The organism is Microcoleus sp. MON2_D5, from assembly GCF_036701905.1.
Classification (GTDB): domain Bacteria; phylum Cyanobacteriota; class Cyanobacteriia; order Cyanobacteriales; family Microcoleaceae; genus Microcoleus.
In genome coordinates, this window is the sequence record NZ_JAUBRM010000017.1 from 64,835 (window position 1) to 86,533 (window position 21,699).

General features: G+C 45.1%; 22 protein-coding genes and 1 pseudogene. 13 read left to right on the forward strand and 10 right to left on the reverse strand.

From position 1 onward, the window contains the following. Nucleotides 1-12 precede the first annotated feature (12 nt). The gene (locus tag QUA47_RS08595; RefSeq protein WP_333430441.1) at nt 13-282 is read left to right on the forward strand and encodes a hypothetical protein; all 270 of its coding nucleotides are present in this window, start codon (nt 13-15) and stop codon (nt 280-282) included. A gap of 137 nt (nt 283-419) precedes the next feature. On the opposite strand, the gene QUA47_RS08600 is transcribed toward QUA47_RS08595, so the two are convergent. Next, a complete protein-coding gene (locus QUA47_RS08600) occupies nt 420-1,520 on the reverse strand; it encodes a tetratricopeptide repeat protein (RefSeq protein ID WP_333430442.1) in 1,101 nt (366 codons plus the stop codon). A gap of 150 nt (nt 1,521-1,670) precedes the next feature. Between QUA47_RS08600 and QUA47_RS08605 the strand changes: the two genes are divergently transcribed. The 7 genes from QUA47_RS08605 to pstB all read left to right on the forward strand — a co-directional run bounded on the left by QUA47_RS08605 (nt 1,671) and on the right by pstB (nt 8,115). Continuing rightward, nucleotides 1,671-1,997, forward strand: a complete 327-nt coding sequence (locus tag QUA47_RS08605; RefSeq protein ID WP_190656844.1) for a YbjQ family protein — start codon at nt 1,671-1,673, stop codon at nt 1,995-1,997. Nucleotides 1,998-2,266: 269 nt separating this feature from the next. After that, on the forward strand, nt 2,267-2,890 hold the full coding sequence (locus QUA47_RS08610; RefSeq protein ID WP_333283122.1) for a hypothetical protein: 624 nt from the start codon (nt 2,267-2,269) through the stop codon (nt 2,888-2,890). Between the two features lie 324 nt (nt 2,891-3,214). Continuing rightward, entirely contained in the window at nt 3,215-4,366 is a 1,152-nt protein-coding gene (locus QUA47_RS08615; RefSeq protein ID WP_333430443.1) for a sulfate ABC transporter substrate-binding protein, read from the forward strand. Between the two features lie 50 nt (nt 4,367-4,416). After that, a complete protein-coding gene (locus tag QUA47_RS08620; RefSeq protein WP_333430444.1) occupies nt 4,417-5,406 on the forward strand; it encodes a PstS family phosphate ABC transporter substrate-binding protein in 990 nt (329 codons plus the stop codon). Nucleotides 5,407-5,424: 18 nt separating this feature from the next. After that, nucleotides 5,425-6,369, forward strand: coding sequence for a phosphate ABC transporter permease subunit PstC (gene pstC / locus QUA47_RS08625; protein WP_333430445.1), 945 nt, complete (start codon nt 5,425-5,427; stop codon nt 6,367-6,369). A 5-nt stretch (nt 6,370-6,374) separates the two neighbouring features. Then, complete coding sequence (pstA, locus tag QUA47_RS08630) at nt 6,375-7,271, forward strand: phosphate ABC transporter permease PstA (RefSeq protein ID WP_333430446.1); 897 nt, start codon at nt 6,375-6,377, stop codon at nt 7,269-7,271. 37 nt (nt 7,272-7,308) lie between these two features. Next, complete coding sequence (gene pstB / locus QUA47_RS08635; protein ID WP_333430447.1) at nt 7,309-8,115, forward strand: phosphate ABC transporter ATP-binding protein PstB; 807 nt, start codon at nt 7,309-7,311, stop codon at nt 8,113-8,115. 46 nt (nt 8,116-8,161) lie between these two features. Here pstB and QUA47_RS08640 read toward each other — a convergent pair whose 3' ends face one another. Continuing rightward, nucleotides 8,162-9,376, reverse strand: a complete 1,215-nt coding sequence (locus QUA47_RS08640; protein ID WP_333283140.1) for a transposase — start codon at nt 9,374-9,376, stop codon at nt 8,162-8,164. Between the two features lie 282 nt (nt 9,377-9,658). Then, complete coding sequence (metH, locus tag QUA47_RS08645; RefSeq protein WP_333430448.1) at nt 9,659-13,210, reverse strand: methionine synthase; 3,552 nt, start codon at nt 13,208-13,210, stop codon at nt 9,659-9,661. Between the two features lie 92 nt (nt 13,211-13,302). Here metH and QUA47_RS08650 point away from each other — a divergent pair, with 92 nt between their 5' ends. After that, nucleotides 13,303-13,428, forward strand: a complete 126-nt coding sequence (locus QUA47_RS08650; protein WP_333430449.1) for a hypothetical protein — start codon at nt 13,303-13,305, stop codon at nt 13,426-13,428. A 181-nt stretch (nt 13,429-13,609) separates the two neighbouring features. Here QUA47_RS08650 and QUA47_RS08655 read toward each other — a convergent pair whose 3' ends face one another. From QUA47_RS08655 to ispE, 6 genes are all read right to left on the reverse strand, one after another. Then, the gene (locus tag QUA47_RS08655; RefSeq protein WP_333430450.1) at nt 13,610-14,368 is read right to left on the reverse strand and encodes a hypothetical protein; all 759 of its coding nucleotides are present in this window, start codon (nt 14,366-14,368) and stop codon (nt 13,610-13,612) included. A 105-nt stretch (nt 14,369-14,473) separates the two neighbouring features. Beyond that, the gene (locus QUA47_RS08660) at nt 14,474-15,154 is read right to left on the reverse strand and encodes a dual OB domain-containing protein (RefSeq protein ID WP_333283150.1); all 681 of its coding nucleotides are present in this window, start codon (nt 15,152-15,154) and stop codon (nt 14,474-14,476) included. Between the two features lie 58 nt (nt 15,155-15,212). After that, nucleotides 15,213-15,665 carry a DUF488 domain-containing protein gene (locus QUA47_RS08665; protein ID WP_333060012.1) on the reverse strand — a complete coding sequence of 151 codons (453 nt, stop codon included), beginning with the start codon at nt 15,663-15,665 and terminating at the stop codon, nt 15,213-15,215. Further along, nucleotides 15,643-16,269 carry a DUF488 domain-containing protein gene (locus tag QUA47_RS08670; protein WP_333430451.1) on the reverse strand — a complete coding sequence of 209 codons (627 nt, stop codon included), beginning with the start codon at nt 16,267-16,269 and terminating at the stop codon, nt 15,643-15,645. The genes QUA47_RS08665 and QUA47_RS08670 overlap by 23 nt, the downstream gene beginning before the upstream one ends. Before the next feature lie 75 nt (nt 16,270-16,344). Next, nucleotides 16,345-16,698 (reverse strand): DUF3082 domain-containing protein, encoded by a 354-nt coding sequence (locus QUA47_RS08675; RefSeq protein WP_333188503.1) that lies wholly within the window; start codon nt 16,696-16,698, stop codon nt 16,345-16,347. 183 nt (nt 16,699-16,881) lie between these two features. Beyond that, nucleotides 16,882-17,859, reverse strand: a complete 978-nt coding sequence (gene ispE / locus QUA47_RS08680) for a 4-(cytidine 5'-diphospho)-2-C-methyl-D-erythritol kinase (protein ID WP_333430452.1) — start codon at nt 17,857-17,859, stop codon at nt 16,882-16,884. Between the two features lie 90 nt (nt 17,860-17,949). Here ispE and QUA47_RS08685 point away from each other — a divergent pair. The 4 genes and pseudogenes from QUA47_RS08685 to QUA47_RS08700 form a co-directional block, all read left to right on the forward strand. After that, nucleotides 17,950-18,786 (forward strand): annotated as a pseudogene (locus QUA47_RS08685) (sensor histidine kinase); the annotation flags it as partial. Nucleotides 18,787-18,842: 56 nt separating this feature from the next. After that, entirely contained in the window at nt 18,843-19,196 is a 354-nt protein-coding gene (locus QUA47_RS08690) for an IS630 transposase-related protein (RefSeq protein ID WP_333408295.1), read from the forward strand. 29 nt (nt 19,197-19,225) lie between these two features. Continuing rightward, complete coding sequence (locus QUA47_RS08695) at nt 19,226-19,789, forward strand: IS630 family transposase (RefSeq protein WP_333408296.1); 564 nt, start codon at nt 19,226-19,228, stop codon at nt 19,787-19,789. A 9-nt stretch (nt 19,790-19,798) separates the two neighbouring features. Beyond that, nucleotides 19,799-20,515, forward strand: coding sequence for an ATP-binding protein (locus QUA47_RS08700; RefSeq protein ID WP_333402858.1), 717 nt, complete (start codon nt 19,799-19,801; stop codon nt 20,513-20,515). Nucleotides 20,516-20,746: 231 nt separating this feature from the next. Here the strand turns inward: QUA47_RS08700 and rsmA are convergent, their stop codons facing one another. Beyond that, complete coding sequence (gene rsmA, locus QUA47_RS08705; protein WP_333402856.1) at nt 20,747-21,586, reverse strand: 16S rRNA (adenine(1518)-N(6)/adenine(1519)-N(6))-dimethyltransferase RsmA; 840 nt, start codon at nt 21,584-21,586, stop codon at nt 20,747-20,749. Nucleotides 21,587-21,699 lie beyond the last annotated feature (113 nt).

Consider the following 21,699-nt stretch of genomic DNA (forward strand, 5'->3'; position numbering starts at 1 on the left):
GGATGGGAGATTTTGCTTATTTTACAAATGTTAACAAGTTTGCTGTCTCTACCAATAGAAATAGATTCATTTTCAGGAACCCGTTTTAACATCTTACAAAAGATGGAGTTTTTACCAAATGCTACTGTGCGATCGGCCTTATTTCCTCTTGAATTTACCCGCGCGATCGCCCTTCTCAAATCGCGCCAATATTGTACACTATTTAGCCACATTTATCTGCATTCAATTAAAAACTTAAGCAAACGAAGGAAGAAGGAAGAAGGAAGAGGAAAGGGGGAATAGGGAATAGGGAATAGAAACAGTTTTGAGATGGCTTTTTTCCTCGCGACGCGGCGAGTGGAAGGAGTTAAGCCCTAGGAAAATTACTTACTCCACACTCAAAACTGCTAGCCCATTACCAATTAGTCCATTGAGAAATATTACTTTAGTTGCTGGAGCGCCGCCTCAGCTTTTTGTACACCATCATTGTTGCCTTGCTGGCGGTAAGTGTCGAGGGCTTGTTGAAAAGCTTCAATTGCTTCGGATTTGCGATCGCGCGCTTTGAGTGCCGTACCCATATTGTAATAAGCTTCTGCCCTGTTTGGATCGAGCTTAATCACTCGCCCAAAAGTGGCAATCGCTGCTAAAAAATCTTGTTTTTCCAGTTGAATTTTCCCGATTCCTGCGTGTGCGTCCACTAAATTGGGTCGCACCGCAATAGCCCGCTGATAAGCTACCAGCGCTCCGTCTAAGTCGTTTTGAGCCTTGAGAAGTTCGCCAATTTCTAACTGCACTTCTGGATTCCGGGGCTCCAATTTGGCAGCTTCTTCAAAAGCTGCTAGCCCTTCGGAAGTATAGCCGGCACGCAGCAAAGCAGTGCCTAATTTTAACTGGACACCGGCTTGTTTGGGAGCGAGTTCGGCTGCTTGTTGGAGCACGGTGACAGCACTGGCAAAATTTCCCTGCTGGATCAATACTAAACCCATTGAAGAATAAGCTTGCCAATTTTTCGGATCGAGGGCGATCGCCTCTTGGTATGCTTTAAAAGCACCGCTGTAATCTTTTTGCTGAAAGAGTACCACTCCCAAACCGATCCGGGCATTGACATTTTTGCGATCGAGCGCAGCGGCGCGGCGGTAAGCTGTGGCTGCTGCGGGATAGTTTTGCAAATTCGCCATAGCATATCCTAAGGCGTATTGGAAGTCAGCATTGTTGGGTTCCAGACCGATCGCTTGTTGGTAAAATTCCACTGAGGCTTGATAGTTGCCTTGACGCGCTTCTAAATAGCCAATACCAGAAAAAATGCGGGGGTTTTCCGTATCTAAACGTGCCGCTTCCTGATAAATGGCGATCGCCTTACTGTAGTCTCCTAAATCTACCAACTCGCGCCCTTGTCGCAGCAGAGCATCTAAATTTGAATTATTTTCAGGGTTGACTTCAACTGACGTTTCTGCTGAGAGCGCTATCTGCGGCGCAGCGACAGCGAATCCTGCTACTAACAGCGTACTGAATATCAAGAGACTTTGTTTGTGCACGGCCATTTGTTTCAAAGAGTGTGTGGAATGAAAGAGCGAGTTGCTGTCAGCTTAGCAAGCTGACAACTTATGGTTTACCAGGAATGTTTGAGCGGCGAGATGTAGTAAATCTACAGAACAAGACCCACTCAAAATTTTCGCGACTGAGGCCAACTGATGATTGTAACAACAACTGATATCATCCAAGGAGCAGAAATTCAATCTTACCTGGGAATTGTAACTGCTGAGGTGGTTTACGGCACCAACGCCCTGCGAGATTTCTTCGCGGGCATTCGCGACATCATCGGCGGGCGCACCGGCAGTTACGAGGAAGTTTTTCTCAAAGGACAGCGAGATGCCCTCGCGGAACTGGAAAAACGGGCCCAGCGCCTGGGCGCCAATGCCGTAATCGGCGTGGAAGTGGACACAGGCACGATTAATGTAGACTCGAACGGGGCTTTGCTGCTGATTACTGCCGTTGGAACGGCTGTAAAATTGCGTTAAGCTGTCTTTCCTGTATACGTCCGCATTTCCTGTATACGTCCGGAAACTTTTCTAACGGGATAAAATATTCATCACTCATCAGTCATAAATCATCAATGATTCGCTAATAGCGGCGGGCTGGTGGGTGATGACTTTTTCGTTTATTTCTTCAGACATAGAGACTGGTTCTTTCCCCAGGCAGATATACTTTCTATCAATCTCAGCCATAATTAATGCTTAGTTGAAAGATGGTTAAAAATTAAAGCAACTCTCAGAGGAAAGAAAAACCTATGTCATACGTAAATAGACCTGTAGATAACGTTGGTACCGAACCCGTAGTTGTGAATTCAATGATGGAATACCACGATCGAGTACGTTGGGGCCCGATTTTTTCGGGTTTGGTAATTGCGATCGGCACACAACTGGTGTTAAGTGCATTGGGCGCTGCGATCGGGTTGAGCAACATTGCTAGTTCAGGAGCTCCGCGCAGTATTTCAGGGGACGTGGGTACCGGCGTCGGAATTTGGTCAATTATTAGTTTGTTAATTAGCTTGGCGGTTGGCGGTTGGGTAACTGCTCGCGCTTGCGGCCCGATGAACCGCAACACAGCACTTTTAAACGGAGCAATTTTGTGGGCAACTACCTTAACAATTGGCTCTTGGCTGTTAGCAAATGGCGTGGCCGGTACTTTTGGCGTAATAGCTGCGAATGCGGGAGAAGCAATTAATCAAGCGCAGCAGGGCGGGGTAGATTTGCCGAACCGAGCACCTAACGTATCTGCTCAGGATGCTCGCAATCTTGCTGGTAATGCTGCAAAAGCTGGTTGGTCGTTCTTGTTCGGCTCGCTATTGGGTTTAGTTGCTTCGATGGTAGGAGCATCTGCCGGTGCGCGCACTCCTCGGAATTACTCGTAAAAGTTTCGTCAGACACGGAAAGTTCTATATTCATGAAAGCACTTTTTTTAAGGTGCTTTTTTGTTGGTTTCTCGTTCCCAAGTTCTACCGGGGAACCCATTTCTTGAGGCTCTGCCTCCAAGTTTTTAAAGTTAGTCTGTTCTAACTGTTTAGCGAGCACGGCGGGCGGGTGGGAGTTTGGACTCTTTGTCATGGTAGCGCTAGGTTAAAACGATTTATTAAAAAAATATTAAGAAAACTGAAAACTCTAATTTGATGACTTTATACTCCTAAGAGTAACTACGCAAACTTGATAGAAATACCGTAGTTACAGAAAAAGTATCGGTGAATCAACAACAAGTTTGGCAAAATTCAGTGACTTCGATCGTTCAGTCTCTAAAATTTGCGATCGCAGCCAGTTCCCAATTGGTGCGATTCTCAGGGCAATTTCTCAAAAAAGCCCAGCATCTAGGACGCTCAGTCCAAGCGTACATCGTCTTGTTTTTACTAGGTGTAATTCTAACTGCGTCAATTGCTGCTTGCTCTGCAGCGAGTGGGGCCAATCAAAGCGAGGTCAAGCTCAACCTAGTTTCCTTCTCAGTGACGAAAGCGGCCCATGACCAAATCGTCCCTAAATTTATTGAAAAGTGGAAGAAAGAGCACAACCAAAACGTCATTTTTGAACGCAGTTATGGCGGGTCTTTAGCGCAAACCGACGAGATCATTGCCGGCAAACAAGAAGCCGATGTGGTGCATCTTGCCCTCCCATTGGATGTGGTTCGCATCGAAGAAGCTGGTTTGATTAATTTTGGCTGGGAGGACAGAGTTCCTAGACGGGGGGTAGTTAGTCATTCTGTGGCGGCAATTGTCACCCGAGAAGGCAACCCCAAAAATATTCAAACTTGGGCAGATTTAGCCAACGAAGATGTAAACGTGATTGCAGCAAATCCTCAAACATCGGGTATTGGCGTTTGGGAATTTTTAGGTCTGTGGGGGTCAGTAACCCAAGAAGGAGGCGAACCTCAACAAGCCCTTGATTTTGTGGGCAAAGTCTATAAAAAGATTCCCACCCTAACCAAAGATGCCCGCGAAGCCAGCGACTTATTCTTCCAACAAGGTCAGGGAGATGCCTTAATCACCTATGAAAATGAAGTGATTTTAGCTGGAACGAACGGACCAAAAACCAGTTACTTTGTTCCTCCCCTCAATATCTCTATCGATAATCCCGTGGCAATAGTTGATAAAAACGTTGATAAGCATGGAACGAGAGAAGTGGCAGCAGCCTTTGTAGATTTTCTCTATTCAGACGAAGCTCAGCAAGAATTCGCCAAATTAGGCTACCGTTCGGTCAATCCCTTTATCGCTCAAGGCGGACAGGTGCAATTTCCCCCAATTAAAACTTTGTTCAATGCTCAAGATTTAGGAGGGTGGCCTTCGATCAAAGAGAAGTTTTTTGCAAACGGTGCCATCTTTGACCAAATTAAGGGAAAGTTCTGAACCTAAACGCCTAATTCACTTTCATTTTTCCAAACTTACACTCAAATGCTATGAAATTTTATCGTTGGTTTTACCTAATCCCTCTCATCGTCATGGGCAACCTGATGACGAGTTGTGGCAATTCAGGAGATAAGGAACAGCAAATCAGTATTGATGGTGGTGCTGTGGGCTTTAGCGTTTCCCTCGCCGTCGCCGAAGAATACCAAAAACTTTATCCCAATGCCCAAGTAAGCGTGGCTGCCAGTGGCACAGGCGGGGGGTTTAGCAAGTTTTGCGCCGGAAACCTTGATATTGCGGGGGCTTCTCGCACCATTAGAGAGGAAGAAATCAAAAAATGTGCCGACAAAGGAATCGAATTTATTGAACTGCCTACGGCTCTTGATGGTCTTGCGGTAGTTGTTAATAAGGAAAATAACTTTGCCAAATGTCTAACGATTAAAGAATTAGACATGATGTGGAATGCCAAATCCGAAGGCAAGATTACCAGTTGGAAGCAAATCAATCCCGACTTTCCTGACGAAAAACTGTTGCTGTTTGCCCCTCCTTCCGATACAGGAACCTTTGATTATTTCACCCAAGCCGTAACGGGTAAAAGGAAAAATAGTCGTACCGACTTTACCCCCAGTCGCAACCAAAATACCCTCGTTCAAGGGGTGGTTGGCAATAAATCGGGAGTGGCCTATCTGGGAATTGCCTTCTTGCTCCAAAACCAAGATAAATTGAACGGGGTGGCGATTGAAAATGCGGATGGAAAATGTGTTAAACCAGTTCCCCTTGATAACGTTCTGAGAAATATCTATAGCCCCCTCTCTCGCCCCCTCTTTATCTACGTCAATAAAAACGCCCTGACAACCAATCCTTCCCTAGAAAGATTCGTGAAATTCTATCTAGAAAATTCTTGGAAATGGGTAGATGGTGTGGGCTATGTGGCGTTACCTGATGAAGCTTATGTGAAAACTAAGCAAAAATTTGAGCGGCGTGAAACGGGAACGAAATTCAAAAAAGCCAAACCCGGCGAACCCATTACTAACTTTATTTAAGGAGGAAATCTCAAGCCCATGACCCTAACTCCTAGTTCCTTTGATGACTCCCTTTTCGCTGCGGATGACTCCTTGCTTAAGAAGTCTTCGGAAGATGTCCCAGAAAAAATTATTGGTGCGGTTTTATTTGCCTGTGCCTTCGTATCCGTTGCCACAACCTTTGGTATTGTCTGGATCATTTTCCAAGAGACTTTGGGTTTTTTCCAAGAAGTTTCTTTAGCCCAGTTTTTTCTGGATACCCGATGGACTCCCCTGTTTGCCGAGGCCCATTTTGGCATCTGGCCGCTGCTGAACGGAACGTTTTTAACCTCTGCGATCGCTATGGCTGTGGCGGTTCCTTTGGGTTTGTCTTCAGCCATTTACCTGAGTGAATATGCCCAACCGAAAGTGGCAGCCGTGTTACGCCCTGCTGTGGAGTTATTGGGGGGAATTCCCACAGTAGTTTATGGTTACTTTGCTTTGCTTTTTGTCACTCCGGTTCTGCGGCATCTTTTCCCCTTAGAGATTTTTAATGCCCTCAGCGCTGGGTTAATGATGGGCATTATGATCACCCCCACCGTCGGTTCCATCAGCTTAGATGCCATTCAATCGGTTCCCCGTTCTCTGCGGGAAGGTTCCTATGCCTTGGGCATTACCAAACTAGAAACCATTTTTAAAGTGGTTCTTCCGTCAGCCTTGTCTGGGATTATGGCTTCGATTATTTTAGGCATTTCCCGCGCAGTGGGAGAAACCATGACCGTTCTGATTGCGGCTGGATCGCAGCCTCGCATCACCGTCAATTTCATGGAATCCGTCGCCACCCTCACCGCTTTTATGGCGGAGATTTCGGGGGGAGATAGTCCCAGGGGTAGCCTCAGTTTTAAGACTTTGTATGCGGTGGGAGCAGTTCTGTTCGCGATCACATTGGCTCTCAATATGGCCAGCTTCTGGATTTCTAGTCGCTTTAAGGAAAAATACGACTGATTGCTATGGTTAAATCAACTCCAACAAACAATTCCGTCAACACTGCCGAATTTACCGATAACCTAGAACGCCGAGAAGCGATCGGTAAAGTCTTTGAGTATCTCTTCTTAATTGGGTTACTCATCGGTTTATTTGTCCTCGCCTTACTGGTTCTTAATATCCTTCATGATGGACTTGGCAGATTGCTAACACCGGGGTTTCTCACGGAAACGCCTTCCCGTTTTGCCGAACGCGGAGGTATCCGCCCAGCCATTATTGGGAGTTTCTTTCTGGGACTAATCGTCCTTCTGGTTGCGGTTCCCATTGGGGTAGGGGCTGCTTTGTACCTAGAGGAATATGCCCCTAAAAAGTGGTGGACTGCCCTGATTGAGATAAATATCGGGAATTTAGCGGGGATTCCTTCTATTGTCTATGGCTTACTGGGTTTAGGGGTCTTTAACTATTTACTAGGGTTTGGACCTACCTTGATTTCGGGGGCATTAACCCTTGCCCTATTGTCTTTACCTGTGATTATCGTCACCGCGAGGGAGGCCATCCGCGCCGTTCCCGATTCCCTGAGAAATGCTTCCTATGGGCTGGGAACTACCAAATGGCAAACCATTCAACACCATGTCTTACCCTATGCCATTCCGGGAATTCTTACGGGGGTGATTATTTCTGTCTCCCGCGCCATGGGGGATGCTGCTTCTTTGGTGGTCGTGGGTGCTGTCAGTTTCCTCACGTTTAATCCGGGTTTATTCCAACGATTTATGGCGTTACCCATTCAAATTTTCAGCTATATCACTCGTCCTGAACCGGGGTTTGCCAGTGCAGCCGCAGCGACGATTATTGTGCTGATTATCTTGATTTTGGCGCTTAATGCCGTCGCTATCTATCTGCGCCAACGCTATTCCAGCCATTAATTAACTTGAGTTGTCAAGATTAAGGAGACCATTTCAGATGACTAACAGTAAGGCCCACCTCAACACGGATGATAGCGTGTTTGATGCAGAAGGCATAAAGGTTTATTACAGTGGCTTTTTAGCCCTTGTCGATGTCTATATCAAAATTCCCCGTCAAAAAATTGTGGCCTTTATCGGCCCTTCAGGCTGTGGCAAAAGTACCTTATTGCGTTGCTTCAATCGCATGAATGATTTAATCCCTGCTGCCAAGGTGGAAGGGAAACTCATTTACCGCAGCCGTAATATTTACGATGCGCAAGTGAATCCCGTCAAATTGCGGCGACAGGTGGGAATGGTGTTTCAAAGACCGAATCCGTTTCCCAAGAGCATTTATGAAAATATTGCCTATGCCCCCAGAACCAACGGATATCAAGGAAATCTGGATGAATTAGTGGAATCTTCCCTCAGACAAGCAGCTCTCTGGAATGAGGTTAAGGATAAGCTGAAAGATAAAGGAACGGCGTTATCGGGGGGACAACAACAACGGCTTTGTATTGCCCGGGCGATCGCAATGAAGCCCGATGTTTTATTGATGGATGAACCTTGCTCTGCTCTCGACCCCATTTCTACGCGACAAGTTGAAGAACTGTGCTTAGAACTGAAGGAACGATACACAATTATTACAGTGACTCACAATATGCAACAAGCGTCAAGAATCGCAGATGCGACGGCATTTTTCAATACAGAAACGGACGAGCAAGGCAAACGACGCGGCAAATTGGTGGAGTTTGGTCCCACTGAACAAATTTTCGGTTCTCCCCAAACCAAAGAAGCCGAAGAGTACATTAGTGGACGCTTTGGTTAAACGCAAGTGTCAGATTTAGGCGTTACGCATTTTGACATACCCCTGCCTAAAGGCGAGGGGATTCTTGATTCGCAGGGATTCCAATGAATTTACCCTCGGCAAGCATCTTGACCGTATGCCCTACGGCTGCAAGTCCTCTAATTAGAACTACTTGAGCGGCTGCAACATCTCTGTCCGTTGTATAGCCACAGTTCGAGCATGAATGAGTACGTTCATCAAGCTGTTTTTTTCCTGTTTCTGCTAGACAATTGGGGCAAACTTGACTCGTCTTATGAGCGCTTACCTTTTGAAAGTACACGCCATATTTCCAAGAAGTTTGCTCTAGGATGGTGAAGAACTGACCCCAGCTTGCGTCTAAGCAGTGTTTCCCTAGCATCGCCCTAGACAGCCCAATCAAATTCAGATCCTCAACGAAAATCATTCCCACATTTTGGCAGATTTGATGAGATAATTTACGATGCCAATCTTTCCGACTGTTAGCAACGTATTCATGCAGTTTTGCGACTTTCTTTTGAGCTTTACGCCAATTGTTAGAACCTAGTTTTTTCCGACAGACACGTTGTTGCAGCAATTTAAGCTTGCGTTCTGCGTCTTTAAAAAATCTTTGGCGCTTGACTAAAAGACCGTTAGAAGTTGCTAGAAAATTAGTCAGTCCCACATCAATTCCGATACCTTCACCGTGGGGCATTAGATTGGGTACTGAAACGTCCCATTGTAGGGTTAACATCACGTACCAACCGCTAACCCTACGGACTATCCTTGCTTGCTTAATCGTTGCACCATCAGGGATAGTCCGTGATTGATGGAACTTAACCCAACCAATTTTAGGGAGCTTCACCGCTTGATTTTGGACGGGATTAACCCCCAATTGTGGGAACACAAACGATCGCATTGTTCCTGCTTTCTTAAAGCGGGGGAAACCGTGTTTTTGTTCCCACATACTCACAAACGCTTTTTCAAGCCTTTTCAGTGTTTGCTGTAGGACGTGTACGCCGACGGCAGCCAAAGCAGGTATATTTGCTCTAGCTGTAGTTAAGCTTTTGCATTGGCTCGCATAAGTTGGTCGCTTCGTTTCGGCCCCAATGATAAATTCAGACCGGATAGAGCAAGCGTTAATTCGACAACTACGAGACTCAAACCAATGTTTACGCTCTGCCAATGCGTAGTTGTATACGCGACGGCATTGTTCTAGCCAATCTTCAAAGATTGCTATTTGTCCTGCCGTTGGTTTGAGTTTGAATTCGTAGACTAAATGAAACATTTGCTCTATCCTCCTAGCTGATTATACCACAACCATGAGCAAACGTTGAAACGCTTTTTCAAGAACTCTAATTAAAGCCGTCCTAAAAGGACGGGGCTTGCACCCAAATTTTCGGTCAGCAATGACATTACCTTCTGGGCCAATACTCCGGACCGTTTTGGGAACGATATTACAAGCTTTACTGCTGTAAGTGGAGCCAGAGCCTCCGGAGCTGCGTTACCAGGAAGAGCCTGGTAACGAGTATAATTCACCGAGGAATGTGCGCGCGGCGCACCCTAGAAATTAAGCGGTGAAGTATTTGGCCACTGGGTGATAGGTGATAATTGCGGTTGTTGATTGTTCGGGATAAAGTTGTTCGCTTTCATCCATGTAGAGGTTGATACGATCGCACTTTAACAATTCCAGTTGCTTGTACTGATCCGCCATATTCGGACAAGCAGGATAGCCGAAACTGTACCGCGAACCGCGATATCTTTGTGCCAGCATATCGCGAATGTTGTCCGGTTCTTCGCTACCAAAGCCCAATTCCCGGCGAATTCGCGCGTGAGTCCATTCTGCGATTGCTTCCGCTGTCTGCACCGCTAATCCGTGAAAGTAGAGATAGTCGGTATATTGATGGTTAGCAAATAGCTTTTGCGCGTACTCTGTAGCAATTTCTCCCACTGTCGCTACTTGCATCGGAAATACATCGATTTTACCGGATTCTTTGGGCGCGAAAAAGTCGGCAATGCACAGCCGGCGCGCCGATTTTTGCCGGGGAAATGTGAATGTTGCAGCGGGTGTCGATAAATCTTGCCCGCCAGCCATGATTTCTGGATCGTACAAATGCAAAGAATTGCCTTCAGCTTGACAGGGAAAATACCCGTAAATTGCTTGCGGATGCAGTAACTTTTCGGTGATAATTTTGTGTTTCCATTCCTCCAATTTCGGATAAACTGTCTCAGCTAAGAAAGCATCGTATTCTTCCCGCGATTGGTCTTTTGGCTTGCGGAACTGCCACTGACCGGCAACTAAGGCTTGCAAATCTAGGTGCCAGAAAATCTCCTCAAAGGGGATGTCTTCTCCCTGCAACAGTTTCGTTCCCCAGAAAGGAGGAGTCGGGCGATCGATATCTGCTGCAACTGCTTCGGATCGCCTGGTATCTATCACCACAGGAGTGTCTGCTTTCTTGGCATCTTCTACAGAAGTTTCTGGCGCCGCTTTAGCTTCTTTAACCGCCTCATTATCATCCTCTGTTTCATCTAAAAATCCTTGCAAGTCTTCCCAATTCCCAGCAGATTTTGCTGGCATGAGTTTGTCCATAAAGTGCAAGTCAGAAAACGCATCTTTGCCGTAAATAACTTTACCTTTGTAAGTATTTTGGCAGTCTTCATGCACAAACTTGGGAGTCAAAGCCGCGCCGCCCAAAATTACCGGAACGGTGATTCCTTTCTGGTTGAACACTTCCAGATTTTCTTTCATGAATGCGGTGGATTTTACCAGCAAGCCACTCATCGCTATACAGTCGGCTTTGTGCTTTTCGTAAGCTTCGATGATATTGTCAACCGACTGTTTAATTCCCAAGTTGATCACTCGGTAGCCGTTGTTTGATAAGATAATATCAACCAAGTTTTTGCCGATATCGTGAACGTCGCCTTTGACAGTAGCGATGATGAATGTGCCTTTGGCATTGTCCCCAGATTCGGACTTTTCCATGTGCGGTTCTAAATAGGCAACTGCCGCTTTCATGGTTTCTGCTGACTGCAATACAAATGGCAGTTGCATTTGTCCCGAACCGAACAATTCTCCGACTACTTTCATGCCGTCTAACAGGAAAGTATTGATAATGTGGAGAGGCGGATAGGTTTCTAATGCTTTGGCGAGTTGGATATCGAGCCCAATCCGTTCGCCGTCGATGATGTGCTGCTTGAGGCGTTCTTCTACCGGACGGCTTGCGTCTTCTGTACGATCGCGCTTAGTAGTTTTGCCCGCAAACACCGTTGTCAGGTCGCCCAAGGGGTCGTAAACGCAAATATCGCCGTCAAACTCCCGTTCGTCGTAAATGAGTTTACGGCAGATTTCTTGGTGTTTGGGGTCGATTTTGGCCAGGGGCAAAATCTTATTGGCGCTGACAATTGCCGAGTCCATCCCGGCCTGCATCGCTTCGTGCAAAAACATCGAATTCAAGACTTGCCGCGCCGCCGGATTCAAGCCGAAGGAAATGTTAGAAACTCCTAAGATGACGTGACAACCGGGCAATTCTTGGCGAATGCGGCGGATGGATTCGATGGTAGCTTTGCCGTTTTTTCTGTCTTCTTCAATCCCGGTGGAAATGGGCAATGCTAGGGTATCAAAAAAGATTTCCTGGGGGGGGATTCCGTAGGCGACGGCTGCGTTATAGGCGCGTTGGGCGATCGCAAATTTTTGGTCAGCGGTTCTCGCCATCCCGTCTTCGTCAATTGTACCGATAACTATGCCCGCGCCGTATTTTTTCGCCAACTCCAAAACTTGATAAAAACGCGGTTCTCCGTCTTCATAGTTAGTGGAATTAAGCAAACATTTGCCGCCGGCCACTTTTAAGCCTGCTTCCATCTTTTCCCATTCGGTGGAATCCAGCATTAAAGGGAGAGTTGCATTAGTCACCACGCGGGAAACTAATTCTTTCATGTCTCGCACGCCATCGCGGCCGACATAATCAACGTTGACATCGAGAATGTGCGCGCCTTCTCGCACTTGTTCCCTCGCCATTGCTACTAAACCATCCCAGTCTTCGGCGTTTAGCAAATCGCGGCATTTTTTGGAACCGCTGGCGTTGAGTCTTTCGCCGACAATTAAGAAGGAATTTTCTTGTTCGTAGGGTTGGGCGCTATAAATTGAAGCGGCGGAAGGTTCCCAAGTAATTTCGCGGATTTTGGGCTTAAGAGTTTTGCCAATTTCTGATAGTTCGCGGATGTGATCGTAGCGGGTTCCGCAGCAGCCGCCGATGACTTGCACGCCTAAGTCTTCGACAAAGCGCATCAAGGCCATTTTTAATTCTATTGGCGTGAGTTTGTAGTGCGCGTGGCCGCCGATGTTTTCGGGTAAACCGGCGTTGGGAACGCAGGAAACGACGAAGGGCGAATGTTCGGAAAGGTATTTGACGTGTTCGGCCATGCGATCGGGCCCCGTGGCGCAGTTGAGGCCTAAAATGTCGATCGGGTACGGCTGCAAAATGGCTAGGGCGGCGCTGATGTCGGAACCGACTAACATTGTGCCGGTGGCTTCCATTGTGACTGATACCATTAACGGAATCCGCGCGCCTTTTTTCTTAAATACTTCTTCAATGGCATTTAATGCTGATTTAATTTGCAGCACATCTTGACAAGTTTCAACAATAAATAAGTCAACGCCGCCGTCATAAAGTCCTTCTGCTTGTTCGGTAAAAGCGGCGGTGAGTGTGTCGAAATCGATGTGTCCTAATGTGGGCAATTTGGTGCCTGGCCCGATCGAACCTGCGACAAATCGAGGTTTTTCGGGTGTGGAAAATTCGGCGGCGATACCCTTGGCGAGTTCGGCGGCAGTTTTGTTGAGATAATATGCTTTGTCTGCCAAATCGTACTCGGCGAGCACGATGGAAGCAGCGCCGAAGGTGTCTGTTTCGATGACATCGGCCCCTGCTTCGAGGAATCCCCGGTGCACATTGGCGACGGCTTCGGGTTTGGTGTGGACGAGATATTCGTTGCAGCCTTCGTATTCTTTGCCGCCAAAGTCTTCTGCGGTGAGGTTTTGGACTTGCAGGTTGGTTCCCATTGCGCCGTCGAAGACGATGACGGGGCGCGAGGGGTGGTGGAGTCGATCGAGGAATCTGCTATTCATAAGCGATCAAAAAAAACGCAGGTGCTATATATTTACAATTTTATCTATTGTGCAATATTGTCAACAATTATGTGACTGTTGGCAAACGACTAATGACTGAAGGATTTAATGCTGCTGACAATAGTTCGATCGTACCTGTAATTTTACCGATCGCCCTGGATAATTGTCAAAATTATGTTGTGGGCGAGGCTGCGGAGGGAAAAACGGGCGAGTTGTGAGGGATTTTTTCGCTTAAATGTTGAGGAATTTGGCGAAAATGCGATCGCCACAATTAAACGAGTCATATAGCAATCCTTGCAGGAGTCGTAAATTTTTACCCTACTCCAACCCTCCCCGAACCCGCTCGTTCGCCAGTAAGAAATTCACAAATGATGCGAGGATTGCTATATAACTAAAGCATTAAGATTTCTTTCTCATGCTTTTGTTGGAAGCTCTTTTAGGCAGCCGCTTAATTTCACTTCCGCCTCCTTGAACTTCTACCTTTTTGCTATTTTCTTCTACTTGTTCTATAATTTCCAAATCAACAATTTCAACATCGCCCCCGCTGATTTCTTCCTCTTCCTCAATCTCCTCCGAATTCTGTTGATTTGGGATTAACTGCCCCGCTAACCCAGAAGCTTGAACAGACAATTCTTCGATTTTTTCATTAATTTCAACTTCTCCACTCCGATGCTCAATTTCCGGGGTTACTATATATTTATCTTGAGAGTAAAAATAATCAAGTTCTTGACTAATTTCAGTTTCTCTGATTTCCTTGTCTACTAGCTGCATTGATAACTGCTGCTTTTCCCTTGACAATTCCTCAACCTTAGTCACAAGCATTCTAATCTGTTCGTTGAGAACGCGAATTTCTCGGTTTTGCTGCTGAATCATTTCTTCGGCATCAGCAATAGTTCGATTTCTCTCTAATATCACCTCATTTTTAGTTTCTAATTCCAAAGCGCTCATAGCCGCTTTAATTACATTATAAAAATGCGGCTTAGATACATCAACTTGTTTAGCATTATGGCGGCTTTTCCCCAAAAGTCCAATCTTTTCTCCCTGCTTAACAGCCAAAACAAAACCTTGATGATTTTTTATTTTTAATTCTTTGACAAAATCTACTTGAACTAAACTGCAAATATATTTGTGACAGTCAAAATAAAATTCTGCTTTCATCAAAAAGCACCCCTTTCTGCTACAGTCCCGCAGAATTATAGCATGAACAGAGTTTTTGCGGGAAATAAAAAGAAATAAATAATCGATAGCCCATTTTGGTCAAAACTAAATTTCATCATCAACAACATCTTCCGGCAACTCTACCACACCCGCAATCAACTTCCAACAAGGGTCATCTCCCTTCCAATCATCGGGCCGCCAAGGCATACTCAAACTCACTGTTACCAAACAAGCTTTTTGCGGTCGATACCCCAATTCTAACTTTAGAATAAACACCGGATCGGTAATTGTTGCAGTCAATCTTTGACCATGCTGCGTGACAATAGATCCTTTCCATTTATTACCACCTTGCTTTCTTTTAATTGGCTCGTTTACCGTAAATCTTACTGCTTTGACTAATTGCAAAGTTAGGCGCTCGCACATTGGCAAAGACTGCATATATTCCACCGTAACATATCGCAAATCGTTGTGCAAAATATATTCTTGACTATTGCAATATTTCAGCAAATATGCTGGCGCAACTTTCCCTACTTGCCGCCATTCTCCCGGTAAAACAGAAAGATTTTCACACGCAAAGCCAAAGTCCGGTCCCGTCTTGGCCAGAGGGATTTCTAGAACATCTAACAACGCGGGTCCAAGTCTATTTATCAGGCACATTGCTTTAGGAATTCGACCATCTGGTAAGTCGGAAACAGGACGCACCCACTTACCTTGAAGTTCATTAATTCCGGCGATGCACCTGTCGTGGTTTTTCCAGGAATTAGCGAGACAAATTATTTGAGCCATTCGATTTTAGATTTTAGATTTTAGATTCGTCCCACAATGATATAGTATTTTCAATAAATCAAAGATGATTAATTGTGACATTCTTCCACTTCTCGCTGAGATATTCAGCAACTAAGCGGCGGTGACAATTATGAGGTTTTGGTTCGCTACAAAGCAGACACCCCCAGTCTAAAATATCCGATGAAACCTGGTGTTCAATTTGTCGCTCGCCCATCAACTCCAAAAACTTCTGTTCATAAACATCCCAATCTCCCTTTTTCTTTTTATAATCATCCAAAATATCTGGAGTCGGCGCTAAATCCAGAAGGTGAACGTACTCAATATTGCCAATTGTTCGCAAAAAATACTCTAAATCTTTCCGCTTAGCAAAACCCGCCAACTGCGACACATTATTCAGCCGCGTATCTATCACCCTGCGGACTCCCGCTTTCATCAAAGTATCAAAAAACTGCTCGGCGCTTTTTTGAGTAAAACCAATGGTAAATAAATTAATTGCTTTCTTTTGTGACATAAGCGATTTCCAATCCGTGACGATAATAAGCTGTTTCTAAATCAACTATTTCCTGTTTAAGTTGAGGCTCTACTTCAAACAAGCTTAGCTGAATTGGCTCATTATCTTTTTTGCCTTTGTTAAACTTGCTCAAAAGTCTTTCTTCTAAATGCGGGTGCGATTCTAAATTGCCATCTGACAGAATGTGATTAATTTGTAAATTAAAATTTTTAACTTTCTGGCAGACTAAAATAGTCCGATGACAAGTAATCGGGTCTTTTTCCGCACACATTAAACTGATTTTATAATTGGCTGCGTTTTTGAGCAAGCGCTGAATTCCTTGGGAAAATAGAGGAGTTGCTGCTATACGATCGTATAAAGCTTTACCGCTAGAATCGTAACAGCTTAAATCCTCCGGTCTCGCGCCCAACTCTTTGCCTAAAAAAACATATTGAATGCCGACACTTGACAGAGAAGCTTTAATTTCGGATTTATTAAAATGAGGTAAATAGCGGCTAAAAGGATGCGATCGCACGTCCGCAACCGCCGTAATTCCGTGTTGTTGCAGCAGCAAAACAAACGCTTCAATACTCAGATTGGAGTGTCCGATCGTAAATAATTCCATTGCTTCGATCTTACTATGCAGTCTTTGCCTTGCGGATGAAAGTTTGTGTCGCCTAGTTCTTGCAATTGGTAGACTTCAAGCTGTAGGTTTCTTTAGCAACTTTTGAATTAAAAGTTGCACAGCCAGCAGCATCAAACCCAAAGATGCAAAAGCAAAAACACCCGCACCCAAAGCCACAATCCCCATTACTAAAGTTCGCACAGCCGCGCCAATATTAATCGCAGTCACATTGTCAGAATGAATGGGCGAATTTGCAAAAGTTTGGACGATCGACAAAGTTAAGGCGTACAAAGCAGCCGCAAAGCCACCCGCGATCAGCGAACCCATCACGCACCGCAAAATCGTCGGCGGCGTGGAAGATGCAGAGGTTGCATCTCCAGCCGAACTCAGAGGTTTAGAAGTAGAATTTGGATTAGTTAAATCAGTCATGGCGATTTTAGATTTTAGATTTTAGATTTTAGATTTCTGGTTAATTCACCAAAACTAAAATCGGTCTTGCATGACATATTATCAGTTCTTCGATCTCAATAGACTCTGCGAAAAGTTAGATTCATCTTGACCCTCGCCTGTTAGACAGGTTTAACGGGCGATGGCGATCGCACCCTCTTCGAGTTACACCCTAGAAATCGGCGGTTTCGTCTCGTTTCCCTCCGAAAAAATCTGAATTCCAGTATTGCTAAACTGTGCTACCCAAAAATCCAAATCGGGAGAAGCGATCGCACTTTTAACCCGTTCCATAACTTGCTGAGCCTGCTCTGAAGACTCCGCCAGCGCAAACACCGTCGGCCCGGAACCCGACATCATCGTTCCCAAAGCCCCCGCCGACTCAAAAGCCTGCCGCAACTGCAACACCTGCGGGTACACGGGCAAAGCAACTTTTTCTAAATCGTTGTGCAGCAATTGACCAATTTTCGATCGATCTTTTTGGGCGATCGCCCCCACCATCGGGCCCGAATGCAGCCGTTCCCGGCGGCACCCCAAATCTTCCGCTGCACAATAGGAATTACTGAACTGCTGGCGATAAGTTTGATACGCCCAGGCCGTAGAAATACTGAGATTGCGGTACTTCGCCAGCACCACAGAAAAGCCTCCCAAATCCGGCAAGGGCGACAGTTTATCCCCGCGACCAGTTGCCAAAGCCGTACCTCCTGCAATGCAAAAAGGCACATCCGAACCCAAAGTTCCCCCCAACTCTTGCAACTCCGAGTGAGTAAGTCCCAATTGCCACAGCAAATCCATCCCCACTAAAACCGCCGCCGCATTTGCAGAACCGCCGGCGAGTCCCGCCGCCACCGGAATCTGCTTGTGAATGACAATCTCGACTCCGCCGTATTTCGCCAAAGCATCGGGGAATTGCTTCGCCAACAAATCCGCCGCCCGGTAGGCGAGGTTATTCTTATCAGGAGGGACTTGCGGGTGATCGCAGCGCACGCGAATCGTGTCCGTACCGATCGCGCGCAAGTCAATTCGATCGGCTAAATCTATGCTTTGAAGTACCATCGCCAGTTCGTGATATCCGTCGGGGCGATCGCCTATGATTTCCAAATACAGATTGATTTTGGCTGAAGCTAACAGAGAATATGAACGCATAGGTGATTAAGCCGCAGGTGAAAGAAACCCCTGGTTGAAATTAATTGACACCAGTCCCCGTCCATTTTCTCACAACTCAAAGGAAAAATTATGCAGGAAATGTGGAAAACTTTTTTTAGTTCCGGGTCATTTATTCCTCACGGTCACTGCTATCTCTGGCATACCCCGTTAGTCTGGCTTCACGTTGCCTCAGATTCTATAATTGCACTGGCGTATTTTTCCATCCCGATTACATTGGTTTATTTTATTTCCAAACGCGAAGATTTGCCCTTTAATTGGATCTTTGCCCTGTTTGGAGCCTTTATCGTCGCCTGTGGGATCACTCACATATTTGAACTCTGGACGCTTTGGCATCCTACCTATTGGCTTTCAGGAACAATGAAAGCAATTACTGCCCTTTTTTCATTTGCTACAGCCATACTTTTGCTAGACTTAATACCTCAAGCCCTAGCACTTCCCAGTCCCGCACAGTTAGAATCCGCCAACCAACTCCTAGAAGCTGAAGTTGTCGAGCGCCAATTAGCAGAAGCTGCACTACAAAAAGCTAAAGAAGAATTAGAAATTCGAGTTGAGGAACGCACCGCAGAGTTAAAGTCTCAAACTCAACATTTAGAATTTGCCAACAGACTGCTAGGATCTGAAATTGTCGAGCGCCAATTAGCAGAAGCTGCCCTAAAACAAGCTAAAGAAGAATTAGAAATTCGAGTTGAAGAACGCACCGCAGAGTTAAAGTCTCAAACTCAACAGCTCGAACAAGCCTTGTCTGACTTGAAGCAGGCTCAATCCCAGCTAATTCAGAGCGAAAAAATGTCGTCTTTGGGGCAACTGGTCGCTGGTGTTGCTCATGAAATCAACAATCCGATTAACTTTATTTACGGCAATGTTACTTACGTTCGCCAGTATACCGATAGTTTGCTAGAACTGGTCTACAGCACTTCCGGGTGTTATGAGGTACAATAAGAATAGATTAAAAAAATATACCAATGAAAGCATATTCAGTAGATTTGCGAACAAAAATAGTAGCAGCCCATCAAGATCAGAAGCTGTCGATCAGAAAAACAGCAGCGATATTTTCTGTCAGTAAAAGCTTAGTGCAAAAATTGGTCAAGCAACAAAAAATTGAAGGGAATTTACAGCCGAAACCCAGGGGGAAACCTCGATACAGTCATTTGAACAATTCCACAGCTTCTTTGAGAGAAATAGTGGCATCACATCCCGATGCCACCTTACTAGAATTGTGTGAGTTATTTGCCCAGAAGACTGGAAATTGGGTGGGTAGAACAGCCATGTGTAACGCTTTACAAAAGTTGGGATTAAATCGTAAAAAAAAACAGTGAGAAGTAGCCAAGCTGGCACTGAAAGAGTCATGAAATTAAGGTTAGAGTATTGGGAAAAAGTCAAGCATATCGACCAAAAGAATCTAGTCTTTTTAGATGAGACTGGAGTATTACTAGGTACAACCCGAACTCATGCACGTTCTCAACTCGGAACGAGAGCCTATGCGGTCAAACCTTTTTATCGAGGCAAGAAAGTCACAGTAATTGGTGCAATTAGTATCAAGCGAGTAGTGGCATTAATGACCATGGACAACTCGATGGATAGCCAAGCATTTGAGGTGTTTATCGCTCAATGTTTAGTGCCACAATTGTGGTCGGGGGCAGTAGTAGTGATGGATAACTTACCAGCGCATAAAGTTGATTCAATTAAGCCTATGATTGAAGCGGTGGGTGCTTCTATCTTGTGTTTGTCCCCATACTCTCCTGATTTTAATCCAATTGAATTATGGTGGTCGCAACTCAAATCTTTATTGCGACAGTTTTCACCAACCAGCACTAAAATGGTTGACACGATAATTGCTGTGGCTCTTGACTTAATTAATCCGAAACATCTTAAAAACTGGTTTACTAATTGCTGCTACTGTACCTCATAACATCCGGAAGTGCTGTATCTTTATCAAGAGCAGTATCCAAATCCCCTACCCCAAGTTAAAGAAAAACTCAAGTCGGTAGATTTAGATTTTATCATTTCTGACCTGCCAGAAATATTAATTTCTCTGAAAAATGGCGCCGAGCGCATTCTCGGTATTGTCAAGTCGCTGCGAATTTTTGCTCGCCATGACGAAGCAGAAATGAAATTAGCCGACATTCACGAAGGAATTGACAGTACACTGATGATTTTGCAAAGCCGATTGAATGCTCAGCAAGGTTTGTGGAGCATTCAAGTTATCAAAGAATATGGCAATTTACCGAAAATAGAGTGCTATCCCGGCCAGCTAAATCAAGTGTTTATGAATATCCTGGCTAATGCTATTGATGCTTTAGAAGAGGACAGCCATAGCGATTCGATTGCAGCCGATGAAGCTAATCCCCGCCTCATCAAAATTTCTACCAAACTTTTAGACAGTGAAATGGTAGAAATCAGAATTACCAACAACGGCCCCGACATAACAGAATCGGTGATAAAGCACTTATTTAATCCCTTTTTTACCACTAAACCAGTAGGGAAAGGCATAGGGTTGGGTTTATCGATCGGCTATCAAATTATCACCGTAAGACATCTAGGCGAATTGCAGTGTATTTCTGCACCGGGGAAAGGTACGGAATTTATTATTAAAATTCCCGTGAGGCTGAAATACACCTTAAAAAATGCACACTAAACCTAAATTTAACTGCCCAACCTTCCCGGTTCCGTGGCACTAGAGATCGGATACTTCCTCCCGACTCAAGATTACTTAATGTAATTAATTTATGGCTGTATCAAACTTCATTTCGCACCGACCTACTTTGAGCTAAAAAACTATATTTACTCCTGTGGATCCTTGGTAAAAAATATGTTTGTATTCCGCACTAAGAGTCTTTATTCAATAGCTAGAGAACGGAATACCTAACTAAAAATTATTAAGATTTAGCTGACTGGACATAATATTATTACTCAAACTTACCCATTGAGCCACGCTTAAATCTTCTGCGCGAGATTGAGGATTTACCTGTAACTCTTCTAGCAGTTGAACCAGTTTATCTAAATCCACAGCCCCTTTCAAATTATTTCGCAGCATTTTGCGCTTGCTACCAAAACCCAACTTAACTAAATTTTCCAAATAGCGCGGATTAACCGCCGCAGTTTCTATCTGTCTCGGAACCAGCCGCACCACGGCAGAATCGACTTTTGGCGGCGGAAAAAAGTCTTTAGACGGCACATCGCAAATTAACTCGCATTCTGCTAAATACTGCACCCGTACCGACAAAGCGCCAAAAGCTGTCGAACCCGGTTTAGCGTAAAGCCTTTGGGCCACTTCTTTCTGCACTAACAGCACGATCGAATCGAAGGGTTTAGCAGCAGGAACAGATATGGTTCCCAGCAGTTTTTGCAGAATCGGGCCGGTGATATTATAGGGAATGTTAGCAACAACTTTATTGGGATTTTGGAATTTGGGAAAAGCCGTTAGTTCAGCCTCTAAGTCCATTTCCAAGATGTCGCCTTGCAGCAGTAAAAAATTGTCGGTTTTGCCGAGTTGTTTGGCTAGCTTGAGACACAAATCTCGATCGATCTCCACCGCTACAACAGACTCAGCCGCAGGCAGCAAGCGTCGAGTCAAAATCCCCGTACCCGGCCCAATTTCCAGGACGCGATCGCGATCCAAAGAAGCCGCTTTCACAATCTTATCTAAGGCTTTCTCGCTTTTGAGCCAATGTTGAGCAAACTGTTTCCGGGGTCTGGTCGATCGCATTTTTTGAATTTTTGGAGAAATCTTAGCCTGTCATTTTATCACAGCTCAATATCTTTTCCTAACCTACGGTCATGTTGATTTTTGTTAACAGGGGTTGAATTAAGCAAAAAACA